Source organism: Betaproteobacteria bacterium (assembly GCA_009377585.1).
Lineage (GTDB): Bacteria > Pseudomonadota > Gammaproteobacteria > Burkholderiales > WYBJ01 > WYBJ01.
Window position 1 is genome coordinate 22,720 of the sequence record WHTS01000041.1, and the last position, 23,861, is coordinate 46,580.

The 23,861-nt window shown below is 60.9% G+C and carries 24 protein-coding genes; 19 read left to right on the forward strand and 5 right to left on the reverse strand.

Annotated elements, in window-relative coordinates; genetic code table 11:
* Positions 1-11 precede the first annotated feature (11 nt).
* Complete coding sequence (locus tag GEV05_14565) at positions 12-1,223, reverse strand: acyl dehydratase (protein MPZ44593.1); 1,212 nt, start codon at positions 1,221-1,223, stop codon at positions 12-14.
* 233 nt (positions 1,224-1,456) lie between these two features.
* On the opposite strand from GEV05_14565, the gene GEV05_14570 reads away from it, so the two are divergent.
* The 9 genes from GEV05_14570 to GEV05_14610 all read left to right on the forward strand — a co-directional run bounded on the left by GEV05_14570 (position 1,457) and on the right by GEV05_14610 (position 10,210).
* The gene (locus GEV05_14570; protein ID MPZ44594.1) at positions 1,457-2,575 is read left to right on the forward strand and encodes a hypothetical protein; all 1,119 of its coding nucleotides are present in this window, start codon (positions 1,457-1,459) and stop codon (positions 2,573-2,575) included.
* The gene (locus GEV05_14575) at positions 2,572-3,462 is read left to right on the forward strand and encodes a succinate--CoA ligase subunit alpha (protein ID MPZ44595.1); all 891 of its coding nucleotides are present in this window, start codon (positions 2,572-2,574) and stop codon (positions 3,460-3,462) included. The genes GEV05_14570 and GEV05_14575 overlap by 4 nt, the downstream gene beginning before the upstream one ends.
* Before the next feature lie 2 nt (positions 3,463-3,464).
* Complete coding sequence (locus GEV05_14580; protein ID MPZ44596.1) at positions 3,465-4,451, forward strand: tripartite tricarboxylate transporter substrate binding protein; 987 nt, start codon at positions 3,465-3,467, stop codon at positions 4,449-4,451.
* A 127-nt stretch (positions 4,452-4,578) separates the two neighbouring features.
* Positions 4,579-4,896 carry a hypothetical protein gene (locus GEV05_14585; GenBank protein MPZ44597.1) on the forward strand — a complete coding sequence of 106 codons (318 nt, stop codon included), beginning with the start codon at positions 4,579-4,581 and terminating at the stop codon, positions 4,894-4,896.
* 18 nt (positions 4,897-4,914) lie between these two features.
* Entirely contained in the window at positions 4,915-6,303 is a 1,389-nt protein-coding gene (locus GEV05_14590; protein MPZ44598.1) for a hypothetical protein, read from the forward strand.
* Between the two features lie 52 nt (positions 6,304-6,355).
* Positions 6,356-7,330, forward strand: a complete 975-nt coding sequence (locus GEV05_14595) for a tripartite tricarboxylate transporter substrate binding protein (protein ID MPZ44599.1) — start codon at positions 6,356-6,358, stop codon at positions 7,328-7,330.
* A gap of 202 nt (positions 7,331-7,532) precedes the next feature.
* Positions 7,533-8,876 carry an acyclic terpene utilization AtuA family protein gene (locus GEV05_14600; protein ID MPZ44600.1) on the forward strand — a complete coding sequence of 448 codons (1,344 nt, stop codon included), beginning with the start codon at positions 7,533-7,535 and terminating at the stop codon, positions 8,874-8,876.
* On the forward strand, positions 8,876-9,187 hold the full coding sequence (locus GEV05_14605) for a DUF4387 family protein (protein MPZ44601.1): 312 nt from the start codon (positions 8,876-8,878) through the stop codon (positions 9,185-9,187). The genes GEV05_14600 and GEV05_14605 overlap by 1 nt, the downstream gene beginning before the upstream one ends.
* A gap of 150 nt (positions 9,188-9,337) precedes the next feature.
* Positions 9,338-10,210, forward strand: a complete 873-nt coding sequence (locus GEV05_14610) for a tripartite tricarboxylate transporter substrate binding protein (protein MPZ44602.1) — start codon at positions 9,338-9,340, stop codon at positions 10,208-10,210.
* 446 nt (positions 10,211-10,656) lie between these two features.
* Here the strand turns inward: GEV05_14610 and GEV05_14615 are convergent, their stop codons facing one another.
* A complete protein-coding gene (locus tag GEV05_14615; GenBank protein ID MPZ44603.1) occupies positions 10,657-10,770 on the reverse strand; it encodes a hypothetical protein in 114 nt (37 codons plus the stop codon).
* Between GEV05_14615 and GEV05_14620 the strand changes: the two genes are divergently transcribed.
* The 3 genes from GEV05_14620 to GEV05_14630 all read left to right on the forward strand — a co-directional run bounded on the left by GEV05_14620 (position 10,710) and on the right by GEV05_14630 (position 12,529).
* Positions 10,710-11,498 carry a hypothetical protein gene (locus GEV05_14620; GenBank protein MPZ44604.1) on the forward strand — a complete coding sequence of 263 codons (789 nt, stop codon included), beginning with the start codon at positions 10,710-10,712 and terminating at the stop codon, positions 11,496-11,498. The two genes, GEV05_14615 and GEV05_14620, sit on opposite strands and share 61 nt — an antisense overlap.
* A gap of 264 nt (positions 11,499-11,762) precedes the next feature.
* Positions 11,763-12,176: a helix-turn-helix domain-containing protein gene (locus tag GEV05_14625; protein MPZ44605.1), complete on the forward strand. Its 414-nt coding sequence runs from the start codon at positions 11,763-11,765 to the stop codon at positions 12,174-12,176.
* Positions 12,173-12,529 carry a hypothetical protein gene (locus GEV05_14630; protein ID MPZ44606.1) on the forward strand — a complete coding sequence of 119 codons (357 nt, stop codon included), beginning with the start codon at positions 12,173-12,175 and terminating at the stop codon, positions 12,527-12,529. The genes GEV05_14625 and GEV05_14630 overlap by 4 nt, the downstream gene beginning before the upstream one ends.
* A 183-nt stretch (positions 12,530-12,712) precedes the next feature.
* On the opposite strand, the gene GEV05_14635 is transcribed toward GEV05_14630, so the two are convergent.
* Positions 12,713-13,483, reverse strand: a complete 771-nt coding sequence (locus GEV05_14635) for an FCD domain-containing protein (protein ID MPZ44607.1) — start codon at positions 13,481-13,483, stop codon at positions 12,713-12,715.
* A 429-nt stretch (positions 13,484-13,912) separates the two neighbouring features.
* On the opposite strand from GEV05_14635, the gene GEV05_14640 reads away from it, so the two are divergent.
* From GEV05_14640 to GEV05_14665, 6 genes are all read left to right on the forward strand, one after another.
* A complete protein-coding gene (locus GEV05_14640; protein MPZ44608.1) occupies positions 13,913-14,761 on the forward strand; it encodes a TauD/TfdA family dioxygenase in 849 nt (282 codons plus the stop codon).
* Between the two features lie 84 nt (positions 14,762-14,845).
* The gene (locus GEV05_14645; protein MPZ44609.1) at positions 14,846-15,742 is read left to right on the forward strand and encodes a carboxyvinyl-carboxyphosphonate phosphorylmutase; all 897 of its coding nucleotides are present in this window, start codon (positions 14,846-14,848) and stop codon (positions 15,740-15,742) included.
* A gap of 1 nt (position 15,743) precedes the next feature.
* Complete coding sequence (leuC, locus tag GEV05_14650; protein ID MPZ44610.1) at positions 15,744-17,153, forward strand: 3-isopropylmalate dehydratase large subunit; 1,410 nt, start codon at positions 15,744-15,746, stop codon at positions 17,151-17,153.
* A complete protein-coding gene (gene leuD / locus GEV05_14655; GenBank protein MPZ44611.1) occupies positions 17,154-17,786 on the forward strand; it encodes a 3-isopropylmalate dehydratase small subunit in 633 nt (210 codons plus the stop codon).
* Between the two features lie 14 nt (positions 17,787-17,800).
* On the forward strand, positions 17,801-18,751 hold the full coding sequence (locus tag GEV05_14660) for a tripartite tricarboxylate transporter substrate binding protein (GenBank protein ID MPZ44612.1): 951 nt from the start codon (positions 17,801-17,803) through the stop codon (positions 18,749-18,751).
* Positions 18,752-19,405: 654 nt separating this feature from the next.
* Positions 19,406-20,254 carry a DDE-type integrase/transposase/recombinase gene (locus tag GEV05_14665; GenBank protein MPZ44613.1) on the forward strand — a complete coding sequence of 283 codons (849 nt, stop codon included), beginning with the start codon at positions 19,406-19,408 and terminating at the stop codon, positions 20,252-20,254.
* 286 nt (positions 20,255-20,540) lie between these two features.
* On the opposite strand, the gene GEV05_14670 is transcribed toward GEV05_14665, so the two are convergent.
* Together GEV05_14670 and GEV05_14675 are read right to left on the reverse strand one after the other, a co-directional pair.
* A complete protein-coding gene (locus GEV05_14670; protein ID MPZ44614.1) occupies positions 20,541-21,680 on the reverse strand; it encodes a YbfB/YjiJ family MFS transporter in 1,140 nt (379 codons plus the stop codon).
* A complete protein-coding gene (locus GEV05_14675) occupies positions 21,596-22,240 on the reverse strand; it encodes a YbfB/YjiJ family MFS transporter (protein ID MPZ44615.1) in 645 nt (214 codons plus the stop codon). The genes GEV05_14670 and GEV05_14675 overlap by 85 nt, the downstream gene beginning before the upstream one ends.
* 66 nt (positions 22,241-22,306) lie before the next feature.
* Between GEV05_14675 and GEV05_14680 the strand changes: the two genes are divergently transcribed.
* Complete coding sequence (locus tag GEV05_14680; GenBank protein MPZ44616.1) at positions 22,307-23,185, forward strand: LysR family transcriptional regulator; 879 nt, start codon at positions 22,307-22,309, stop codon at positions 23,183-23,185.
* Positions 23,186-23,861: the final 676 nt, after the last annotated feature.

Sequence of the window (23,861 nt, forward strand, 5' to 3'; positions counted from 1 at the left end):
TCGCGGCCGGTCTAACCATAAGTGGCGTGGCCGAGGTCGAGCCCGGAGCCGTCGCGGAACATCTTCGTCTTGACGTCTTTCGACGGCAGCATCACCGTGGCGGCGCCGTTGGTTACGGTCCTTTCGCCGCGCTGGTTCTCAGCCCACACGTCGATATCGACCAGCGCAAAGCCGTCCTGCTTGTATTTGCGCACGACCTTGCCTTTGCACCATGTCGTATCGCCCATGGTGTTGAAACGGCGCAACTCGGTCTTGACGCGCTTCAGAAAGCCCGAGTCGCCCATCCAGTTGGTGACGAGCGTGGCCACCCAGGCCGATCGCTGCGGGCCGTAGTCGTACACGCCCGGCACCCCGACTTCCTTCGCGACGGATTCACGGTGATGCCCGATGCCAGTGTACTCGACGCCGCCGCCCGCTTCGGGATTGCGGAAGAAGTGACCGGGATGCCGGACCGCACCCTTGAGCAGAATGCCATGCGTGTGGCCGCGACCGCAGCCGACGAGGAAGCCCATGGTGTCCATCATGGACAGCGGTCCGCGCGCGATCGGCGTGAGTTCCTGACCCTCCTCCACGTCTTCCCAATAGCGGACGTTGCGGCCGCAGACGTTCTTCTCTTCCTCGAGCACGGCCTTGTCGATCGCACTCAGCTCTTCGGCCTTGTACTCGTGCCTGGTCACGTCCTTGTACTTGCCTTTCTCTTTGGCGGCCCTACGTTCATGGCGCGTGCACCAGCCGAGGATGCGTGCGACCAGATTGTCGTGCTGGTCGAGGAAATGAGCCTCGACGTACTGGATCGCAAGCCGGCCCGAGAACTCACTGTCTTTTATGTCGACGCCGACGACCCGCTCTTCGGCACTGATGCGGTCTCCGGGACGGAGGTTCCTGAAGAGTTCCCAATCGTTTCCGGCATAGAAGCCGTGCACACCCGGAAAACCCCAGCGAGTGCGGCCGAGCCATCCGTACGCCATGGGGAACATCGGCGGGGCGATGACGTTTGCGTAGCGTGAGTTGCGGCCGTATTCCGCGTCGCGGTAGAGCGGATTCAGCTCGCCGATACCGTTGCAGAAGTTGCGGATCGTGTCGACCGTAACATCCTGCAGGTATGGGCCCTCGGGCCGTAGCCGCATTCCGATCATCGCCTTCGCGGCGGCAATCGCTTCGTCCGTGATTCTCCCCTGCACCGGCGCATCACGCATCTGCTCGGCTTCGTCGATGGATCCCATGAGGCCTAGTCTCCTGGCTGCAAAATATCGTTGGGTCGTTGGGAAATATAATGCACTATACTTCTGAATGCAATTGCAGGCAGTAGGATGTTCCGGCTCGCGTAAGCGTGCGAGGAGATTCAGAATGCGTGCGCGGAGATGCGTGGGCCCGAGCACCGCGCAGCACGACGACTTGCATGCACATCTGGGAGGACGCATGCCTGCGCCTTCATGAGTTACTAGAGTCGTAGACGATGTTGATGACCGAACACGCGGGCAAGAGCCTGCTAATGGTATATGGCGTCCCGGTTCCCACAGGAACCCTCATCGCGAAGAGCTACGATGTGCAGAAGTGGCGAGGCTCCTGGCCCGTGGCGCTCAAGGCACAGGTTTCCTCCGGCGGCCGCGGCAAGGCAGGCGGTGTTCTGCGCGCCGATGATGCGGACCAGGCGCGGGTCCAGGCGGAGACCCTTTTCGGCCGTCTGTTTGGTGGCGAGCGGCCCCAGCGGCTCCTGGTCGAGCCCTGGGTGGAACACACGCGCGAGCTCTATCTCGCGATGACCGTCGATGGACAAAGCGGCGGATACGTCCTGCTCTATAGCGCGAGCGGCGGAGTGGACGTCGAGCAGCAGGCACCGTGCAGGTACGCCTTCGGATCGCCGGGCGACTTTCGCGCGCACCGCCTACGCGCCTTGCTCTCGGACATCGAGCAGGACTCAGCATTGCGGGAACGCGTCGTCGCGCTCGCGCGGCGGCTCCTCTTCATCGTCATCGCGACGGACGCGCTGACCGTCGAAATCAACCCGCTTGCCGTGCTGCCGAACGGAAGGCTTCTCGCGCTCGACGCTAAGGTCGTGCGCGACGAGGCGGCAGCGTTCCGGCAGAGCGACATCGCCGACGAGATCGAGCAAGCGCGCAAACGCGAGCCGCGTATGGTGCGCAAGGCACTCGAAGGAAACCTCATGATGGTCGGGCTCGACGGCGAGATCGGGCTTATCTCGGGCGGCGCCGGCATGACGATGGCCGGCATGGACCTGATCGCACATGCGAGACTCAAGCCCGCATGCTTCCTCGATTGCAGCTCGAACCCCACGCCTGCGGGCTATCAGCTCGCGTTCGACGTCCTCGATGCGGAGCCGAGAGTGAAAGCAATCTTGGTCAGTATTTTCGGCGGAGGCACGCACATCGACCGGGTCGCGAAGGCGATGAACGAGATCATGAGGAAGAGGAAGTCGCGCAAACCGGTCGTCTTCCGCATGAATGGAACCGGGCGCGACCGCGCCGACGAGCTCATGCGGGAGTTCGGTCTTTGCAACCACTCCACTCTCGAATCGGCCATCGATGCGGTCGCTGCCGCAGTGAGGGCGCAATGAGCGTCCTCATCGATCAATCGACGCGCGTCCTCATCTACGGCATTGCCGGCAATTTCGGGCGCTTTTCGGCGCGCGACCTAGTCGCGACCGGGACGCAAGTCGTCGCAGGCATCGCACCGGGCAAGGACGAGCGCGAAGTGGAGCGCGTGCCGGTGTTTCAGGATGCGCGCACTGCCTGCGCGCGCACCGGCGCCGATGCGGCGCTCGTCTACGTGCCTGCGCCCAGCGCCCTCGATGCCGTGCTGGAAGTTATCGACGCCGGGTGCAAGGTGATCGTATATCCCGGCGATGGGCTGCCCGTTCAGGATGCTGTAGAGCTCCGAGCGGCCGCGATGCGGAAGGGCGCCGTGCTGATCGGCCCGAACACGCCGGGCGTGATCGCGCCGGGCAAGGCGAAGCTCGGTTTCATGCCTTCGTTCTGCTATACGCCCGGCCCTCTGGGAGTGATCTCGAGAAGCGGCTCGCTCTCATACGAAGCGGGCTGGCGTCTCACCACGGCCGGCATGGGACAGGCGACGGTGATCGGCATCGGCGGCGATCCGGTGAAGGGCACCAATGCGGCCGAAGCGCTCGAGCTCATGCACGCCGATGCGGAAACCGAGGCCATCCTGTACCTCGGTGAAATCGGAGGCGCCGACGAGTACGCCGTTGCTCGCTACGCCGAGCAGCCGGGCGCGAAGCCGACGGCGGCTCTTATCGTCGGCGCGGCTGCGCCGCCGGGCAAGAAGATGGGCCATGCTGCCGCACTGGTCGGCTCCGTCGCGGACAGCCAGGCAGCGAAGGTCGCGGCGCTGCGCCAAGCGTGCGTTCACGTTGCCGAGAATCTGCGCGAGCTCACAAACGCCGTTCGCTGCGCACTCGAACGGCGCAAAGCGGCAACGCATTAACAATGAACGGAGGAGGAGTCATGAGGATGGCTGTTCGTAAAGTAATAACGCTGGCTTACGCCGCGTTGGCGCTCGGCGGTCCAGCGTTCGCGCAGGGGTTTCCGACAAAGCCGATCCGGCTGGTCGTGCCGCTTGCTCCCGGTGGAGGCGGCGATCTCGTCTCGCGCATGATCGCGCAGAAGATTTCGGAGCCCTTGGGCCAGCCGGTCGTGGTCGACAATCGGCCGGGAGGTTCGACCATCATCGGTACGGAGCTTGTCGCGCGCTCCGCACCCGACGGCTATACGCTGGTCATGGCTACGAGCAGCCATGGCATCAATCCGAGCCTGTACAAGTTGCCGTTCGATCCGGTGAAGGATTTCAGCGGCATCGCATTCATCGCGACTTCCCCAATGATGCTCACGGTCCATCCGAGCGTGCCGGTGAAGACGGTCAAGGAACTCGTTGCATTCGCAAAACGTAACCCGGGCAAGCTCAATTACGGCTCGAGCGGCATTGCCAGCATCGTCCATCTCGCCGCCGAGCTCCTCAGCGTAACCGCCGGCATCAATATGGTGCACATTCCATACAAGGGTACCGGACCGGCGCTGAACGATCTCATCGCCGGCCAGATCGACCTGATGTTCGCGAGCCCTATACCGACCATTCCGCACGTGAAGAGCGGAAGACTGCGCGCCGTCGCGATGGCGAGCCAGCAGCGGCTTCCCGCCATGCCCGATCTCCCCACGGTTGCCGAGTCGGGTTTTCCCGGCTTCCAGGCCGCGAGCTACTACATCGTCCTCGGACCGGCGAACATCCCGGCGGGTGTGGTCAATCGCTTGAGCGCCCACATCATAAAGGCGACCCAGGCTCCCGACATCCGCAACCGCTTGATCACCGAAGGCGGAGAGGTCGTGGGCGGCGGCCCGGCGCAGGCGATGGCGCACATCGAAAGCGAGATCGCCCGTTGGAAGAAAGTGGTCGATGCTGCGCACATCAAGGCCGAATGAACTCGCATTATTGAGGTGACACATCGACGAGCCGTACCCAACGCCGGCCCAACCGAAGAATGGAGCAGGGAGACGCGTAGCGTCCCGGGCGCCGCGTGGTCCATAACTACCATCGAGGACATACACCATGGCTGAGCAATACCCGACGTATGAAGTGGTATGGCCGCTCGGCAAATCGCACTGGGACAAGCGCGATTTGAATCCGGGCCTGGACGATCTCAACGGCAAGATCATAGGCGAGGTCTGGGACCGCGTGTTTCGCGGCGAGGAGATCTTCCCGGCCATCCGCGAAGCGATGAAGAAGAAGTTTCCGCGCGTGCGCTTCATCGAGTACGACAAGTTCGGAGACACGCACGGAGTGAGCCAGAAGCAGGTCCTCGCGGATCTGCCGCGGGTCCTTCGCGAGCACCAAGTAGACGCTGTCATATCAGGGGTGGGCGCTTGAGGCGCCTGCACGCCCGCCGTGTTGCGGGCGAGTGCAGCAGTCGAACGCGCCGGCTATCCCACGGTTTCCATCGTCTCCACCGGCTTCCTCAAGCAGGCGGAAGTCGTCGCGCGCGGCCTGGGCATGGGCGATTTGAAGATCGCCCATTACCCTGGCACGCCGATGGTCGATGGCAGCGAGGAGCTCAAGCGCAAGATCGAGGAGCAGCTTCTACCGAAGATCGTGGAGGGACTTACTTCGACTCGTCACGGCGAGCGCAAAGCCGATGCGGCCGAACCCCTGCCGCGCGATATCGTGTTTCGCGGCGATCTCGAGGAGGTGAATGATCATTACTACCAAGCCGGTTGGACCGATGGCCTCCCCATTGTTCCGCCGACCATCGGACGCATCGAGCGGTTCCTACGCTATACCGATCGCGCGCCCGACGAGGTGATAGGCGTCTGCCCGCCAGACAATCGCGAAGCGACGATCTGGAACATCGCCGTGACCGGCGTAATGGCCGGATGCCGCCCGGAGTACATGCCGTTGCTGATCGCCATCGTGGAAGCGGTCACGCAGCCTGAATTTCGGCTCCAGGACGCGGGCTCGACGCCCGGATGGGAACCGGTCGTCACCGTGAACGGACCGATCGCGAAGCAGCTGGATTTCAACAGCGGCGCGAGCGTGAGTCGCATCGGCCGGCGTGCGAACTCGAGCGTGGGGCGTTTCCTGCGGCTCGTCCTGCGCAACATGGCCGGTTTCCGCTTCGCGCCGCACGCCGGCGACAAAGGCAGCATAGGCCAGAACTTCTTCATCGCGCTCGCGGAGAACGAGGATGCGTGCCGCGAGATAGGCTGGTCCCCCTACTCGGTCGATCGCGGCTTCGCGGCCGGCGACAACGTCGTCACGGTGCAGAGCGTGGTGAACGTCAGCCCGCCTATCTATACCGGCAGCGACGATCCCCTCGAGCACGCGCGCATTCTGGCGGAGGTTCTCGGTCAGAGCTGCGGCTACTGGTCGCCGGTCGGCATGACTTACTCGAGATACGACCCGCTCATCGTCATGAGCCCGAGCATCGCGAAGGTGTTCGCGGACCACGGCTGGAGCAAGGACAAGATTCGGCAGCATCTGTACAACAACTGCTGGATCGCGGCCGACGATGCCGAGCGGTATGCCTATTACATCGGGCTCACCGGCTTCAAGATCCGCGAGCACGTCGCCAGAGGCCTGCTCCCGCCGGAGTATGCGGCGAGCGACGATCCAAAGCGCCTTGTGCGTGTCTTTCAGCGGGCTGATTCGATCGGCATCGTCGTGGCGGGCGACGCGGGGCGCAACCAATCGAAATGCTATGCCAGCAATCACACCCAGGGCCCGCCCACAAGCCGCAGGATCGTCTTGCCTCGCAACTGGAACCAGCTCGTGCGGTAGCGGCTGCCACACGCGCAGGAAGGCTTCGACAACGTAAGGAGGAGGTTTAGAGATGGTCATTCAGAGCAGCACGCGTCTTATGCTGGCCGCCGCGCTTGTGGCACCCGCGCTCGCGGGCGCGCAGGCTTACCCTAACAGGCCGATCCAGTTCATCGTCCCATTCGCAGCGGCCGGGGCGGGGGACATCTTCGCGCGCACGGTCGCGCAGAAACTCACGGCCGCCCTGGGGCAGCAGGTCGTGGTGGTGAATCGCCCTGGCGCGAACGGAATCATCGGCACCGAGCAGGTCGCGAAGGCGGCACCGGACGGCTACACGCTCCTCATGGCGACGACGGCGACACTGGCGATCAACCCGAGTCTGTACGAGAAGCTGCCGTACGACAGCCCGAAGGACTTTGCACCAGTCACGCAAGGCACGCTCTACCAGTACATTCTCATCGTCCATCCATCCGTGCCGGCGCGCTCCGTCGCCGAGCTCGTAAAGCTCGCCAAGGCGAAACCAGGGCAGCTGCAGTACGGCTCATCCGGCATTGGGGGCTCGAATCATCTCGCCGGCGAGATGTTCAAGAGCGCCGCGAAGGTGGATATCGTGCATGTCCCGTTCAAAGGCAGCGCTCCCGCCCTCGCCGCCACGATTGCCGGACAAGTTTCCATGATGTTCGACACCATTGTGACCACGGTGCCGCGGCTGGAGGCAGGCAAGGTCCGCGCGCTTGCCGTGACGGGCGAAAAGCGCGCACCGCAGGCGCCCGACATCCCGACGTTGATCGAATTGGGTTACAAGAACTACAAGGTTACCGCGTGGCAGGCCATCGCAGCACCCGCGGGAACGCCTCGACCGATCATCCAGCGCTTGTATAAAGAGAGCGCACAGGCGCTCAAGATGCCGGACGTGGTCGAGCGCCTCGGTACGCAGGGGGGCAACGAGATCGTCGCGAGTACGCCCGAGGAATTCGCGCAGGTGATACGCGAAGAGATTGCGTTCTACGCGAGAGTTATCAAGGATGCAAAGATCCGCGTCGAGTAAGGAAGAAACACCGCCCGCACATTGTCACTGCCGGGTACCCATATGCAAATCTAAGCTGCGCTAGAAGATCGCGAGATTGACGCACTCCATTTTGGCTTAGGCCGAGCCGAAATCAAAGGATTTAGCCCGCTGCTGTGCTCGTAATGCTAATGGTGACAATAATGGGATTCGGGGGCTAATGATGGACACAGAAGTCGTACGTATGGTCTCTTCGAGCGGGATACTGGGCTACGGGTTTCCGGACAGCTCGCTCAAGGCGGGACTTGAGCGTAACCCGCACATGATCGGTGTTGACGGCGGCAGCTCGGATCCGGGACCGCATTACCTTGGCTCCGGCAAGACGTTCACGAATCGCATCGCGATCAAGCGCGACATGTCGCTCATGCTGCGTGGTGCGGTTGAGAACAAGATTCCGATGATGATCGGCACTTGCGGCGGTGCCGGCGGCGCGCCACATCTGAAAACGTGTGTCGATATCTTGCGCGAGATAGCGCGCGAGCATGATCTGCATTTCAAGCTCGCGATCATTCACTCCGAACAGGACAAGGGCTGGCTCAAGAAGAAGCTGCGTCAAGGACGCATCCATCCGCTTGGAATGGCCGCACCTCTCACCGAAGTGGTGATCGACCGCACCGAGCGCGTCGTCGGCATGATGGGCCCGGAGCCGCACATGCGAGCGCTCGCGGCCGGCGCCCAAGTGATCCTGGCCGGGCGGGGGACGGACCCGGCGCCGTGGGCCGCGCTAGCCATGCACCACGGCATCCCGCCGGCCCAGGCGTGGTTCGCAGGCAAGATGCTCGAGTGCGCGTGCAACGCGGCGCTCCCGAAGAAGCACGACTGCCTGATTGCGTCGGTTTCCAAGGACTACGTCGAAGTCGAGCCGCTGAATCCGGAACTGCGCTGCACACCTCTCTCCGTTGCAGTTCAGGCGCTCCACGAGAACGCGAGCCCGATCGTCCATACCGAGCCGGGCGGCGTGCTCGACACCAGTGCGTGCACGATCGCTGCGTATACAGATCGCGCCGTCCGTGTCTCGGGCATGCAATGGAGGCCGAAACCTTACTCGATCAAGCTCGAGGGCGCGCAGAGTGTCGGCTACAGCGCGATCACGTTCGCCGGCACGCGCGATCCTGGCCTGATCTCGCAACTCGACGACTTTACGCAAAACCTGCGCGAAGCCGTAGCTATTAAGGCGGCTGCCATCGATGTCCCGTGCGATCAATACCAGCTCGTGCTGAGGCTTTACGGAAGGAACGGTGTCATGGGAGAGTGGGAACCCGTGGAACACCCTACAACGCACGAGATCGGCATCCTCGGGGAGGTCGTTGCGAAGACGCAGGACATCGCGAACGCGGTTCTGTCGCTCACGCGCGTGACGTTGTTGCACAGCGATTTCCCGGGCCGCCTTTGCAAAGAAGGAAACATGGCCTTTCCCTTCTCGCCCTCGGATATCGAGCGCGGACCCGTGTACGAGTTTTCGCTGCGCCACGTCGTCGAGCCCGACGATCCACTGGAAATGTTCCCGATCGAATACGAGGACATCTGATGCCGAAGCTCAAAGAGATCGCCAAGGCGTGCAAAAGCAAGAACGCGGGCCCGTACGAGCTTACGCTGGACATCATGTTCGAAGACCAGGAGACGTTCGATAAGGTCCGAAAGACGGGCGCCATTTCACCCGAGCGCATCGCAAAACTCTACAACGTACCTGTGGATTCAGTCGTCTTCACGGAGTTTCCGCCGGCGTACGCCTACAAGGCCACGATCGAGCGCCGTGTGCCCTCTGGCTCCGTCGGCGATACCGACGTCTACGGGGCGCAGCAGCATGCGCCTCTTCTCGATATCGACGTGCCCATCTAGGGCTAGGTCACACCAGCCGTGGGATTTACAACGACCCAAGGAGGACTCGGATTGAAATTCTCATATCTGGCTTTGATCCCGCCGACGATCCTATTCGGCGCGAACGCGGGAGCTCAGACGGGTAGTGCTTACCCCGTAAAATCAATCCGTATGGTCGTGGCATACCCTCCAGGTGGTACCGTGGACTTGCTTGCACGGGCCGTTGGACAACAGCTGTCCCGACGATGGAAACAACCCGTGCTGGTGGACAATCGACCAGGCGGGGGTGCCAATATCGGAACCGAGTTTGCGGCAAGGGCGCCGGCCGATGGATACACCATATTCATGTCCACTGTCGCGAATGTCATCAACATATCGCTATATCGAAAACTGAACTATGACTTCCGGCGCGACTTCATCCATGTCACTCATCTAGCGACCGTGCCAGGGATTTTGGTCGTGCATCCAAGCCTGCCGGTGAAGGATGTCAAGGGGCTGATCGCGCTCGCAAAAGCGCGGCCGAACGAACTGCGGCATGGCTCCTCGGGAACAGGCAGCCCACATCACCTGGCAGGCGCCCTCTTCAAATCAATGGCGGGAGTGGAGATGGTCCATGTTCCCTACAAAGGCGCATCGCCTGCCATCAATGACATCCTCGGGGGACACATCGAGGTTCTTTTCGGTGCATTTGTCTCGACCGTTCCGCACGTAAAGACGAGCCGCCTACGAGCCTTGGGCGTTACGAGCATCAAGCGCGTGCCCGTCGCTCCGGACCTGCCCACGCTGGATGAGCAGGGCCTCAGCGGATTCGAGACAGCTTCATGGTTTGGTGTTGCTCTGCCGGCCGGCACGCCGAAGGATATCGCTGCCAAGTTGCACAGGGAGCTCATGCAGATCATTTCTCTTCCAGAAGTGCGTGATCCGTTTATAGCGCAGGGCGCCGAATGGATCGGAAGCACTCCCGAGGAGTTCGCAGCGTTCATCGAGGCGCAGATCGCAAAATGGGCAAAGGCCGTGAAGGCTTCGGGTGCGACGGCCGGGTGAGGTGGTCAATGTAGCGCACACTCCTCCTGGTGATCCCCGCAACACTGTCAGCTTTGCGCTGCTAATTCTAGGTTTTCGGCGCTACTCGAGCATATTGGTCGCGTTGCACGACGTTGGTTCTTCGTCGTGCCTATTCGTGGCAATCCGGAAACCAGAGCGTTGATCGACCGTAAATTGAGAATCCAGTAGCCACTCCCCAGTAAGGCCGGAGCTTTCCTGTCTTGATAACTTGATAATTGGCGGATTCTCAATAGGGCTGCGGCACCCCCAGCTCCTTTTTTTCGCACTCGTAGCGCGAGGACTGCGGCGTCACCCACACGCTTGGGTGCCTTTATTCAGCCGGCGCGACGCAATCCCTACGAAAGACCGCACAGCGCCTTTCCGCTAATGGTCTAATCGGTTGGTGAGACCAACTGCCTAGACGAGATCATCCGCGGCGGCGGATATCAGGCGAACGCCACGTCGACGGATGTCGTGACCGTACAGAAGCGCTTGAGCGATCCGATGGAATTCGCGTGCTCTTCCGTCGAGTGCGCGGTGCAGCAGTCCTCGAGCACGATACGAAGGTAAGTACGGCGTCTATGCTACCCATATGGCCGATTTGTACAAGGCCTGTGACCTTTCGCTGGCCACCGCGCACTTGGGTAGTGTATGGGAGACCATGCGCGTAGCCATCAAGCCAATGCCGGCATGCCACCTCGTGCATGCATGTGCCGATGCCGCTGCCATTCTGGCGAAGCAGCATGAGCTAAGGCCTCAGGAGATAGAGTCGATCCGCGCACTGGTACCGCCGGACGCGTTGTTCGTGGTGTGTGAGCCAGTGGCCAAGCGCCGTCGACCGGAGAGCAGCTATGCAGCACAATTCAGCGTTCAGTTCGCCGTCGCGGCGAGCATCATTCGCCAACGTTTTGGCTTCCGTGAACTGGAAGAGGATGTTTACACCGATCCAGCTATTCTCTCGCTCGCGGACAAAGTGGATTACGAGGCCGATGTGAAGTCCGGCCACCCAGTGCACTTCTCGGGAGAAGTTGTCATAAGGATGAAGGACGGCCGCGAACTCGCGCACCGCGAGCAGATAAATCGCGGTTGCGCAGACCGCCCGCTATCTACTGAGGACGTTATCAAGAAGTTCATGGACAATGCGACCCTTGTGCTCCCGGAATCGCGCGCGGAGCAAGTTCGCGATCGGATTCTCGCGCTGGAAGGCATGAAGGACCTGCGGCTCCTTCATGCTCTGCTTACTGGGTCAAGCAAGCAAGCGAAGGAAGCTTTCGTTGCAACCGCATGAACTGGCTGACCGTTCTAGAATTTCGCGAGCTTTCTGAGACAGAGGATCTGACCGATACATCGGAGAGGTTGCCGCAGAAGAGGAAAGGGCGGGCAGACTGAAATTCGAGCATCAGGCCGAGTCCCACAATTCAAACGTCGTGCGCGGTAAACTGAGGCATGTTTTCGGTGTCGCCACTGCTGACGTTTCTCCGCATGGCCGTCTCGGGCTGGGTGCACCGCCATCAGTTGATCGTTATCGAGTTCCTGCAGGCCCGATAATCGGATGCTGAAGAAGCGGCTGCGTGACAAACGCATCCGATTCACCGATGAGGAGCGAGCGCTACTCGCGCGGAAGGCGAAGGCGGTTGGGCGCAAAAGCCCGCTGGGGCTCGACACGAGCATATCTCCTGACACTTTAATGCGGTGGCACCGCCGGTTGGTGGCCGAGAAGTGGAACTTCAACAAGCGGCGAAGTCCAGGGCGGCCTGGAATCATGCGCGAGATCGGACAGTTGATCGTTCGGATGGCACACGAGAATCCCACGTGGGGCTATACGCGGATTCAAGGTGCGCTGGTCAACCTGAACCACCCGATGATTGCGCTCCTCGTGGAAGAAGTGCGCCATGTACTCCGCGATCGCCCGACGCAAGGACGCCTGCCCGACGAATATCATTTCTCGCCAGGCATTCTTCCTTGATCGAGCGAACGGTGCATGTCACCGGCATCACCAGGCGACCGGATGAGGCATGGATGCTTCTTCAGATTGGGCGTAACTTGGTCGACGAGCAGGATGGCGGGCTCGCCGGCAAGAAGTACCTCATCATCGATCGGGATACGAAGTACTCACAACGATTCCGGGTGTTCTCGGAGGAGGGCGGCACGAAGCTGATCCGGTTACCGCCACTGTCTCCGCATTTGAATGCGTACGCGGAGCGGGCTGAGGAATCGATTGATCCGCAAAAAGCCCGCGATTGCTGCGGACGGTGCGGCCATCCATCGTCGGACACGGCTCGGCGGAATGCTCATTACTATAACCGCATTGCTGCCTGAAGTCTGAGGTCTATTTTCTGCTGCTCGATTCGAGTAAGCGCCTCGGCGGCGGAGATGATAGGAATGCGCTGGTGTTGCTTTAGATTCAGCAGATCAGTGCGAGTACACATCTCCTCCGCACTTGGGAAAAAGGGCGACCGAGACAACCTAGCCGGTACAAACCTCGCCGCCGGGACCGATACTTTAGCTTTTCCGGGCGCGTCGCGACTTCGAACGTTCATTGGCCCTGACAACTAATCGTTCCTGGAACTCCAGTCGTTGAAGCTGTTTGATGGCGGCGTCACGTGTCGCAAGCGAGATCGTAGACGCTATCCTTTCGGCACGCTTCGCATCGCCCTTCCTGATTGCGTCGAGCAGAGTATCCCAGAGACGCGCTGATTCTCTGCGCCGCTCGCCGGCTGCTAAGGCGAGGCGCGTGTAACGACTGGTCTGCAGCGTAAGTGCCTGCAGCATTGAACGTAACCAGCGGTTGCTCAAACTTTCGGTGAACGCACGATTTATGGAAAACGCCACAGTGGTGTACTCGCTCGCGCCGTCCGATGACCTTGCAATCTCTCTCAACTTCGCGATAGGTCCTTCGACCTGCGCCACGAGGCTTGTGCGCCCGGGATCTTCAGCGAGCCATCGCGCACGCAGCCCCACGAGAGCCGCGCGTACCTGATAGATCTCCGTAACTTCACGGACAGTCAGGGCTGTGACTTCAGCGCCCCGGTACGGATGAATGACCACAAGGCCGGAATTTTGAAGGATACGGAATGCATCCCGTACCGGCCCATGGCTGACACCAAATTCCCTGACTAGTGCCGCCTCGATAAGCCTTGCTCCTGGGCAGTAGCTGCCGGAAACAACGCGCTCCGCTAACGTCGCTGCAATCTTTTCCGGCAACGTCTGGGTCAGTTCAGAATTACGGGCGCCACTTGAAGCTTCAAATGTCGAAGACATGGTGCGGTGCATTTGATGGCATTAGTAGGATTTCCCGGGGAATTCGAGAAGAATTCGAACCTACGGCGAACGAAAAACGCTGCAAAGATTACTACAGCGGTCGAGAATTCGTCATCGCGCGCAACAACCGTGCAATAGTCGTTTACATCTTACGCGAACGTCATCGCCTTGCTCCACAGTATACGGAACGTACGACGAAAGGCGCGGAATGCGCCTGCTTCTCGCGCATCGGGCGCATGCCGCAGTTTCTCGGATCGAACGCCGTATATGGAAACCTGTTGGTCCCTCGGCGCAGTCAGAAGATTTCTCTTGACAACCGGATTCATATCATCAATTATTAATAATATTAGGTGTGATCGAGACCCTGTTTGTAAATCCTCGCTTCTCACTCAGTAAGCTCCATGCCAAACAACGAGAGAAAGATCGCCACGAGTGTGTGCTATTCAAGTAGTTCCTACGGACAAGCCTATCGCCGCCGATATCGTCGGTGTTGATCTTTCAAAGCCGTTGACGGAAGAAGAGTTCCAGGCAATTCACGATGCTTGGATGGACCGGCAGGTGCTGCGCTTTCGTGGACAGACGCTCACTAAGGATCAATTGCTTGCATTCAGCAGCCGTTTCGGCGAGCTCGACAAGGCGCCCATCAATATCAAGGGGAAGCCATGGATCGCCGGATATCCCCATATCGCCGTAATGTCGAACATCATGGAAGACGGGCAGCCCGTCGGCAGCCTTGGCTACGGTGAAGCGGTTTGGCATACGGATATGTCGTACAACGAGATCACCGCCTCTGGCGCGCTCCTGTATGCGCTCGAAGTCACTGAGAGTGGTGGTGAGACCGCCTTTCTAAGTATGTACCATGCTTTTGAAACACTGCCCGCCGATCTGAAGGCGCAGATCTACGGTAAACAAATCAAGCACGATGCGAGCCGCAACAGCGCGGGGGAACTACGGAAAGGCTACAAGGAAGTGATTGATCCGCGCGAAGCACCCGGCGCGATGCATCCGATCATCATTCGTCACCCGGTAACGCAACGCCATGCGCTCTTCCTCGGGCGCAGGCCTAACGCGTATGTAGTCGGCCTGGCTCTTGAAGCGAGCGAAGCATTGCTCACCCGCTTATGGGCTCACGCGATACAAGAAGGCTACGCGTGGTTTCAAAAGTGGAGCATCGGTGACCTCTTGATCTGGGACAACCGTTGCGCGATGCACAAACGCACCGCTTTTGATCCCATCGAAAGGCGCTTAATGTTGCGTACCCAAATCAAAGGCGCCAAGCCCAAGGTTTAAGGGGGAGGGAACCACTCAAGGTTCGAGGCAAGCCAGATGCTTTCGATTACCGGCTCGAATAGTGCACCACTCTGAGGACCCACCATGGATCGCCCCACAACGAGACTTCGTAGTCTGATTGAATCCGAAAAACTTCTTATTGCGCCAGGCGTCGCAGACTGTCTGAATGCGCGCATCGCGGCGGCCGAGGGATTTGACGCGATCTACATGACAGGGAGCGGAACTGCAGCGGTTCGCCTTGGAACGCCAGACATAGGACTCTTGACGATGACCGAGATGGTGGACAACGCACAACGCATCGCAGAAGCGTCCCAGATGCCCGTAATCGCAGATGCGGATACAGGATACGGTGGTCCGCTGAACGTCCAACGCACGATCCGGGCTTACGAACGGGCCGGTGTTGCGGCTGTTCACATCGAAGATCAACAATGGCCTAAGCGATGCGGCCATTACGCTGGAAAGACGCTGGTACCTGTTGAGGAAATGGTATCGAAGATCAAGGCAGCAGTTGACGCGAGAAGCGATAGCGATTTTGCAATTATTGCTAGGACTGACGCCTATTCCGTAGAAGGCTTTGAGCAGGCAATCGAGCGCGGGAGGCATTATCAAGAGGCAGGCGCAGATATCTTGTTTATCGAGGAACTCCGTACGACAGAGCAGTTGGCGCAGGTGCCAGCGACTTTTCGCGTTCCCACTCTGTTCAACATGGCGGGGAGCGGCAAGACGCCGTTTTTAACAGGCGATGAGATTCAGAAACTGGGTTTCAAAATTGCGATCTACCCCAATTTCCTTCTGCTGGCAGGAATACGCGCGTCCCAACGCGTATTGCATGAGTTAAAGAAAGGCGCGTCCGTCGAGTGCCTGAAGGACCACCTTGCTGGCTGGGCCGAGCGCCACGAATTGCTAGGTATCTCAAGAATGCGGGAGCTCGAGGAACGCTATGGCGTCGACGACAAAAGTCGCGTCGGACTGGAGTCTTGACATGACTGGACCGATCTGCATTTTCGACAAGATTTGGAAGTCTCACACAATCGTCGAGGATGACGGCGGCCAGACGTTGCTTTATGTCGACTGGCTTATGGTAAGCGAAGGGTCCTTTCACGCATTTGACGTGATGAATTCGCAAGGCTTTCGTGTGCGGCGGCCTCGGCAAGTGATTGCCACGATAGACCATTACACAGCGAGTGCGGGGCCGCGCATGGACGATGTTGCCGACGACGAGCGTCGTAACGTGATTCGTATGCTCGAGCGCAACGTCGATGAGTCCAGCATCACGCTGTTTGGCTTGCAAAACAAATACCGCGGGATTCAGCATCTCGTCGGCCCGGAGCAAGGTTTAACCCAACCGGGCGTCGTTGTTCTATGCAGCGATTCGCATACCTCAACGCAGGGTGCGATGGGGGCGCTTGCGTTCGGGATCGGTGGCGAACTGGCTCACGTACTTGCAACGCAGACGATTTGGCAACGTAAGCCACGCACAATGCGTGTGCTAGTCGATGGTAAGCGTCCTCTCGGCGTATCGGCGAAGGACGTGATTTTGTCGATTGTCGCGAAACTGGGCCATGGCGGTGCGCTGCGGCACGCAATAGAGTATGACGGTGAAGCGATCCGCGAGATGTCAGTGGAGGAGCGGATGACGGTTTGCAACATGTCGATCGAGGCCGGGGCGCGGCTAGGCATTATTGGGCCAGACGATAAGACCTTTGCTTACGCAACAAATCGTCCATATTCACCGAAGGCCGGCGCTGCGATGGATGCAGCCCTCACTTACTGGAAGACCTTGCCAACCGACACGGGCGCAAAGTTCGACCAGGAGGTGCATGTCGACGCCGCCGCGCTCGCGCCAATGGTGACTTGGGGGAACAGTCCCGAAAACGCATCCCCGATTGATGGCGTTGTGCCGGACCCGGCGTCGGAAAGAGATCCGCAAAAGCGCGCTGCCATGGAGCGTTCATTGGAGTATATGGGGCTCAAACCCGGTACCCGCTTGCTGGATGTACGCATCGACCAAGTGTTCATCGGATCGTGCACGAACAGCCGCATCGAGGACTTACGGGCCGCTGCCGCAATTGCTCGCGGCCGGAGGGCCATCGTTCCGGCGCTCGTCGTACCCGGTTCCACGCAAGTGAAGTTGAAGGCTGAAGCGGAAGGGCTTGATCGCGTATTTCGCAGCGCGGGCTTTACCTGGGGCGAGGCGGGATGCTCGATGTGCGTGGGCATGAACGGCGACAACGTGCCAGAAGGGAAGCGGTGCGCTTCAACTTCCAACCGAAACTTCCGCGGACGCCAAGGTAAGGGTAGTCGCACGCATTTGGTCGGACCGGAAATGGCAGTGGCGGCCGCCATCACTGGCCGTCTCGCTGACGTTCGTGAGTTCGCGAAGGAGTCCTAGATGGACAGGTTTACACGGCTGACAGCCGTCGCGGTGCCAATCGACATGGACAATGTAGACAATGACCAGGTCTTTCCGGCCCGCCTAATGCGCAAATCGCGCCGGGACGGTGGATACGGGCGCTGGCTGTTTCACGATCTCAGATTCAATGAAGACGGCGGTGAGACGCCTGATTTTGTTCTGAACCGATCAGCATACCGTAAGGCTAAAATTATCGTGGCTGCGCACAATTACGCATGCGGCTCATCACGAATTGGAGCCGTATATACCCATTACGACTACGGAATTCGCGTCGTCGTTGCAACGAGCTTCGGTGATGTTTTCTTCAATAACTGTTTCAAGAATGGGATTTTGCCGGTGCGACTCCCCTCTGAAACGACTGCAGCTCTGCGCAAGCAGTTGCACCAAGAGCCCGGCGCGACGCTCACGGTCGATCTCGAACAACAGCTCGTAACAGACGTGGCGGGGATCGCCCACCCGTTTGAAGTCGATAGCTTTGGAAAGCGCTGCCTCCTTGAAGGACTTAGCGATATCGCGCTCACACTGGAGCGGGAGCGCGATATCGCCGCATTCGAAGCACGCCATCGCAGAGCATTCCATTGGTTATCGTCGGAGCAAGGTGAGCAAGCATGAATAGATTGAAGGTGATGTCAGTTCTTGTGAGTCTCGTGGCGTTGCCGCTGTGCGCGCACTCCGAGGGATATCCGGAGAGGCCGATTCGGCTCGTCGTGGCAACCGGTTCCGGTGGAACAGCCGACTTGGTCGCACGGCTGATCGGCCAGAAGTTGACTGAGACATTAGGACAGCAAGTTATCATTGACAATCGGCCCGGCGCTGGCGGCGTGATCGGTATGAACACTGTCGCGCGAGCGAACCCGGACGGTTACACGCTTTTGCTCAGCACCCCATCCTTCACTACGGCGCCCGCGTTGCCTCCCGATAGCGGGTTGCCATTTGACCCCATTGCGGATTTTTCGCCAATTACGCAAACGGCATCGCAACCGTATGTGCTCGTTGTGAACCCGACTTTAGGCGTCCGTTCAGTGAAGGAACTTATTCATGTGGCGCGCGCGCGGCCCGGTCAGATTAACTTTAGTTCTTCTGGTGTTGGGGCGGGGTCACATTTAGTGGCTGAACTATTCAAGGTGATGGCGTCGATTGATGTGGTCCACGTTCCTTATAAGGGCAGCGCCGCCGCCTTGGTTGATACGGTATCTGGTCAGGTTCAGATGATGTTCACCGGTACGCTGTCCGGCCTGCCCGTAGTGAAAAGCGGAAAGCTGCGAGCGCTAGGCGTCACAACGGTAAAGCGCTCGCGCTTACTTCCCGATGTGCCGGCAATCGCTGAGGCTGTGCCGGGCTATGACACGACCTCATGGTCAGGTGTTCTTGCGCCGGCGGGAACACCAAAAAGCATAGTGCAAAGCCTCAATAAGCAAATTGTATCTATCCTGCAAATGGAACCTGTAGTTGACCGTTTGGCCTCCAACGGCAGTGAGCCTCTTACAGGTACCCCGGAGGAGTTCTCGGATTTCATACGCTCTGACATCGCAAAATGGAAGAAGCTAGTCAAGGATGCGGGAATTAAGCGGCACTGATGCTGAAGGCCAGTGCGTGCGCCAGGGGTAATGAGGTGCGTGCAGGATCGAGGCTGGGGGCATTCGTCGAAGTGTGTGCGGCGGGAAGTCTATCAACGTGATCCCGACGTATTGCGTAGGCTTTTCAATGCGCTCGAGAGTTCCAAGCGGCGCTGGCAGGCGAATCGGAAGCAGCTAGCGGACCTCACTCCTTGGACGTTGGCTGAGATCGAGGACACTACGAGCCTCTTCGGGGAAGATTAGTCCCCTTACGGCATCGAGCAGAACCTGAAGGTGATTCAGATGCTATGCGACGAGCAGCTTGCACAGGGGCTGGTCTCCAAACGGCAAGACGGCGGGCAGGTTTTCCCGGAGTTCGAGGCTTCGCTCGCCGGCTGACCGAAGTGGCACGTCCGTTCCCGTTCCCAGTTAGGGCCCGAGATAAACAATCACACGAGCTGCTGGGCTGGTGCGCGTTCCGGACCATGACGGACACGATTCCGGTCTGATGGCGGACAGCGTTCGGCGTCATGGCGGACAGCATTCCGATTTGATGGCGGACACTTTTTGGGTCGCTCCGGAATGCTGTCCGCCATGATTCCGGAACGGCTCGGTCGATAGCCGTTGTCGAACTTCCCCGAGGCTCGAAGCCCTCGACGCAAGTCTTTCTGATTTCTGATCGCCACCCTTCGCCCTTTTTCTCGGGGAGCGAAGCGGTGGCCCAACAGAGGCTTGCGATGCGTAAGATCAAAGAGATTCTTCGGCTACGCCTACTGGGCGGGATCGTCGGCGCCCGACGTATCGGGTTGGCGGTGGGCTGCGGCAAGACCGCGGTGGCCGAGTGCCTGCGCCGGGCGCTCGCCGCCGGGCTCACGGACTGGGTGGCCGTCGAGGCGCTCGACGAGCCGACTCTCGACCAACGCCTGTATCCAGCCAAGTCGGGGGGTAGGCTGGCGCGTCAGCGCCCGTTTGCCCGACTGGGGGCGAATCCGCGAGGAGTTGGCGCGCCGCGACCACCAGGTGACGGTGGCGCTGCTATGGACCGAGTACAAGGCCGAGCATCCCGACGGCTACCAGTACTCGCAGTTCGCCGAGCTGTACCGACAGTACGAGAAGCGCCTGTCGGTGGTGCTGCGCCAGAACCACGCCCCCGGCGAGCGCAGCTTCGTCGACTATTGCGACGGCATCGCGATCACCGATCCGGTCAGCGGCGCGAAGGTGTCCACGGAACTGTTCGTCGGCGAACTGGGGGCGAGCTCGTACACCTTCGCGATGGCGAGCCTGTCGCAGGAGCTGCCGGCGTGGCTGGACAGCCACGTGCGCATGTACGAGCACTTCGGCGGTGTTCCGGCGCTGACCATCCCCGATAACCTTCGCTCGGGGGTCAATCGCGCCGATCGCTACGAACCCGAGATCAATCCCTCATACGAGGAACTGGCCCGGCACTACGGCACCTGCGTGATGCCCGCTCGGGTGCGCAAGCCCCGCGACAAGGCGTACGCATCAGACTGTCTCCTGTGTTGACGATTGAGCAGGGATTAGGGCGGGCGGCCGCGGCCGGTATCGACCGCCCTCGCCCTTGACGAAGGTCGCGCCGTCTAGCGGAGCATACAGACACCGCTCACCGTTGCCATGGCGCTCGCGAGGTAACACGCCGTGTGCACCGAGGTTGTGGACCTGGGTCACGCACACACCAATCGCGCGCGCCATTTCCGCGGCGGTCAGGTACCGCCGGCCGTACCTGTTCGTGATGACGCTGAAGTTCTCGGGCACCGCCTGTAGGGGTGCTCCAGGGTCCGGTGCGGTACGCTCAGAGGTAGGCAGTCGCGGTGCGCCCGGTGCCGGGATCGAGCGCCGGCACGGTGGTCTCGTCGGCGTGCAGGATCGGCTCCGCGTGCAGGTGCTTGATCAGCCGCTCGACCAGCGGCTCGATGAGCACCTCGAGTTGCCCGAGCCAACCAGCCAGTGTGGAGCGTCGAAGGGCCACGCCGAGCCGTGCGCATTGGCTCTCCTGGCGGTACAGCGGCTGGTGATCGAGGAATTTGCTGATCGCCACATGGGCAAGCAATCCCGGCGCCGGCACGCCTTTGTCGATCGGCTGCGCGAAAAGCAGCGAATCGAGAGCGGACTGCGCAACGCCCGCCTTGATCGCGAGTGGCGCATGCATCACCCATTCAAACTGATTGCTGGTGTGGCGCGCGACGGCGCAGGTGACGAGCTCGCGTACGTCGGCGGGCAAGACACTATCGAAGCGCAGGTACTCGCCCGTCCTCGCAACGCAATCGAGCAGCTTCGGGCTGCGCAGCAGCGGCAGGAACGGCCCGTAGACGCCCTTGCGCGGGCCGTCGGTCAGCGCCTGCTCGCCGGCTCGCTGCGCATCATTCATTGCATCGGCGGAAAGCATCGGGAGCCGCTCGCGCGCGTCCGGCGCGAAACCTTGCTTGACGGCATCAGCTGGCATGGGAAAACTCCTTCTCTTGGAAACGAGGGCCGCTTCGCGGCAGTTAATGCGCCACAGCCCCAGGGCCGCGGCAAAAACACTTAACGCGGCGAGCTGCAGCGCGATGTTCAAGCCGTCCTTCGTGAACGCGGGGACATGCAGCAGCAGCGAGGAAGCGATCGGGCCCGCGATCTGCCCGAGCGCGAACGCGGCTGTCATGCGGGCGACGAGCGGGGTTTCGTCGCCGCGCGCCCGCGCCCGCACCTCCTGCACACCCGCGAGCGTCACGATCATGAAAGTGCCGCCCACGCACAGCGCGGAGAGCGCGACTGTCCAGCCATTGAGCCATACGCTTGGCAGCAACACGCCGCTGCCCATCACGACGTTCGACCCAGCCCACACTTGCAGGCGCGTGAAGCGGCGCATCAAGGGTGCGGCGATGAAGGTCGATGCTGCCGCAATGAGTCCGAACACGGGCCATGCGAGGCCGAACAGGCGCGGGTCTTCCACGACGGAGCGTGCGAGACGGGGACCACCAGCACGACGCATATCACCGCTAGCTGCACCCATATTCCTGCCGAAGGCTCGTCGAACGACGCTGCCGCCACGCAGTAGCTCCCGACCAGCGCGATGCCGAAGCCGACGCCCGAGTACACGGCGCCTGCGAGCTGCGGGCGACCCTGCCGGGCCAGCGCGCCGAGGCACCACTTCGCCGTCGCGACGAACGCCCACGCGCTCGCGACGCCCGCGGCGAATCGCAGCACGGCCCAGGTCCACGAACCGAGCGGCAGCGCCATCATCGCCGTGAGGATCGGGGTCGCGATCAGTGCGACCATGCCGAGCCGCAAAGCACTCCAACGCATTCGCGACGCCGTGAGCGCACCGATCCAATAGCTCGCATAGTTCGCCGCCGCGATCCACCCGCCCGCCGGGAGGTCGATGTGCCCCTCGCGCAGCATCAGCGGCAGCAGCGGCGTGAACGCGAAGCGGCCGATGCCTATCGCGACCGCGAGCGACAGGATGCCGGCCAGCGCAACGGCGACAGCAGAAGCGCGGTGTGTGTTGCACATGGAAAGCCATTAGAGCGAGAATCGGCTTTACCCACAAATGAATAATCCAGAACAGTCGTTCTTTCCATGAGAACCATCGATCTGGACACCCTGGAGATCTTCCGCGCCGTGGTGGAAGAAGGCGGCGTGATCCGCGCGGCGAACAAGCTCAACCGCGTGCAGTCGAACGTCACCACGCGGATCAAGCAGCTGGAGGAAAGGCTCGGGCGCCAGCTCTTCCGCAAGCAAGGCCGCACGCTCACGCTTTCGCCCGAGGGCGAGCTGCTGCTCTCGTACGCGCAGCGGCTGTTCCGCATCGCCGACGAAGCGGAGCACGAGCTCAAGAAGGGCGACCCTATGGGCGTGCTGCGCATCGGCTCGCTCGAGAGCACGGCGGGCAGCCGGCTCGCGCCGATCCTGTCGAGGTTCCACAAGTTGTATCCCGGTGTCGTAGTCGGGCTGGTCACCGGCACCACGGTGGCCCTGGTGCAGCGCGTGTCGACCTTCGAGATCGAGGCGGCTTTCGTCTCCGAGCCCTTCACTGCGCAGGGCCTGAACGCGATGAAGGTGTTCGAAGAAGAGCTGGTGCTGATCACCGGCGACGACATGTCGCCCATCACACGTGCCGCGCAGCTTGCTGGCCACACGCTGATTGCGTTCGTGAGCGGCTGCTCGTACCGTAAGCGCATGGAAGAGTGGCTGGGGACCGGCGGCGTGCTGCCCGCGCGCACCCTGGAGCTCGCGTCGTACCAAGCGATGATCGCTTGCGTCGCGGCGGGCACCGGCTATGCGCTGGTGCCGAAGTCGCTGCTCGCGTCGGTGAAGGCCGGCAGCGAAGTCAAGCAGCACGAATTGCCCGGGCGCATCCGGCGCAACCGCACGCACCTCGTGTGGCATGGTGCGCCCTCGGCGGCGCTGGAGAAACTGCAGGCGCTACTGCAGCAGTGCGCACGCGGTCCGGCCTGATATCGTGGAGGCACCGCGTGTGCGCCCGTGGTCATTGGCGCGGGAACCAGGGCGAGCACTCTACCGGCGGCTGGTATGCGGGATCGTCGGGCAGCAATATCACCGAAGCGTGATCGTTGAGCTGCGGCGTGGTTGGTGCAATTACGACGTCAAGTCCATTCAATCCGTCAGCAATGGTGTCCAAAAGTCGAGAACAATCGCATATCGGCCTGGATGCCGCGCCGGTCAGCTGGCTGGCGAGAAGCTGCCCTGCGCTCCAAGCTGACTGCTTGACCGGATTGGCCGAACTGCTGTCACCCAGCCGTTGCTGCGCGTTCCGGCCCATAGCGGACACGATTCCGGTTTGTGGCGGACACTTTTGGGATCGGTCCGGAACGCTGTCCGCCATGATTGCGGAACGGCTCGGTCTGTAGCTGTTGTCGAATTTCCCCGAGGCCAGGAGCTCTCGACGCAAGTCTTTCTGATCGCCCCCCTTCGCCCTTTTTTTCGGGGAGCGAAGCGGTGGCCCAACAGAGGCTTGCGCCGCCGACCTCGAGGCTTGCCGGCTATCAGTATCGTGGCATCCCCTAACCTGCATTATTCATGAAATTTGCGAGCGAGGCCGTGGGGTGCATGATTTTTCCGTTATGCACGGTTGATCAGGTGTCGAGATGACGGTCCGAACCACGAACTCTGG

Bases quoted from the DNA above. Each gene is read 5' to 3' on its own strand.
- GEV05_14565 (MPZ44593.1), bottom strand. From the start codon at position 1,223: ATGGGATCCATCGACGAAGCCGAGCAGATGCGTGATGCGCCGGTGCAG.
- GEV05_14570 (MPZ44594.1), top strand. From the start codon at position 1,457: ATGTTGATGACCGAACACGCGGGCAAGAGCCTGCTAATGGTATATGGC.
- GEV05_14575 (MPZ44595.1), top strand. From the start codon at position 2,572: ATGAGCGTCCTCATCGATCAATCGACGCGCGTCCTCATCTACGGCATT.
- GEV05_14580 (MPZ44596.1), top strand. From the start codon at position 3,465: ATGAACGGAGGAGGAGTCATGAGGATGGCTGTTCGTAAAGTAATAACG.
- GEV05_14585 (MPZ44597.1), top strand. From the start codon at position 4,579: ATGGCTGAGCAATACCCGACGTATGAAGTGGTATGGCCGCTCGGCAAA.
- GEV05_14595 (MPZ44599.1), top strand. From the start codon at position 6,356: ATGGTCATTCAGAGCAGCACGCGTCTTATGCTGGCCGCCGCGCTTGTG.
- GEV05_14600 (MPZ44600.1), top strand. From the start codon at position 7,533: ATGGTCTCTTCGAGCGGGATACTGGGCTACGGGTTTCCGGACAGCTCG.
- GEV05_14605 (MPZ44601.1), top strand. From the start codon at position 8,876: ATGCCGAAGCTCAAAGAGATCGCCAAGGCGTGCAAAAGCAAGAACGCG.
- GEV05_14610 (MPZ44602.1), top strand. From the start codon at position 9,338: ATGGTCGTGGCATACCCTCCAGGTGGTACCGTGGACTTGCTTGCACGG.
- GEV05_14625 (MPZ44605.1), top strand. From the start codon at position 11,763: ATGCTGAAGAAGCGGCTGCGTGACAAACGCATCCGATTCACCGATGAG.
- GEV05_14635 (MPZ44607.1), bottom strand. From the start codon at position 13,483: ATGCACCGCACCATGTCTTCGACATTTGAAGCTTCAAGTGGCGCCCGT.
- GEV05_14645 (MPZ44609.1), top strand. From the start codon at position 14,846: ATGGATCGCCCCACAACGAGACTTCGTAGTCTGATTGAATCCGAAAAA.
- leuC (MPZ44610.1), top strand. From the start codon at position 15,744: ATGACTGGACCGATCTGCATTTTCGACAAGATTTGGAAGTCTCACACA.
- leuD (MPZ44611.1), top strand. From the start codon at position 17,154: ATGGACAGGTTTACACGGCTGACAGCCGTCGCGGTGCCAATCGACATG.
- GEV05_14660 (MPZ44612.1), top strand. From the start codon at position 17,801: ATGTCAGTTCTTGTGAGTCTCGTGGCGTTGCCGCTGTGCGCGCACTCC.
- GEV05_14675 (MPZ44615.1), bottom strand. From the start codon at position 22,240: ATGTGCAACACACACCGCGCTTCTGCTGTCGCCGTTGCGCTGGCCGGC.
- GEV05_14680 (MPZ44616.1), top strand. From the start codon at position 22,307: ATGAGAACCATCGATCTGGACACCCTGGAGATCTTCCGCGCCGTGGTG.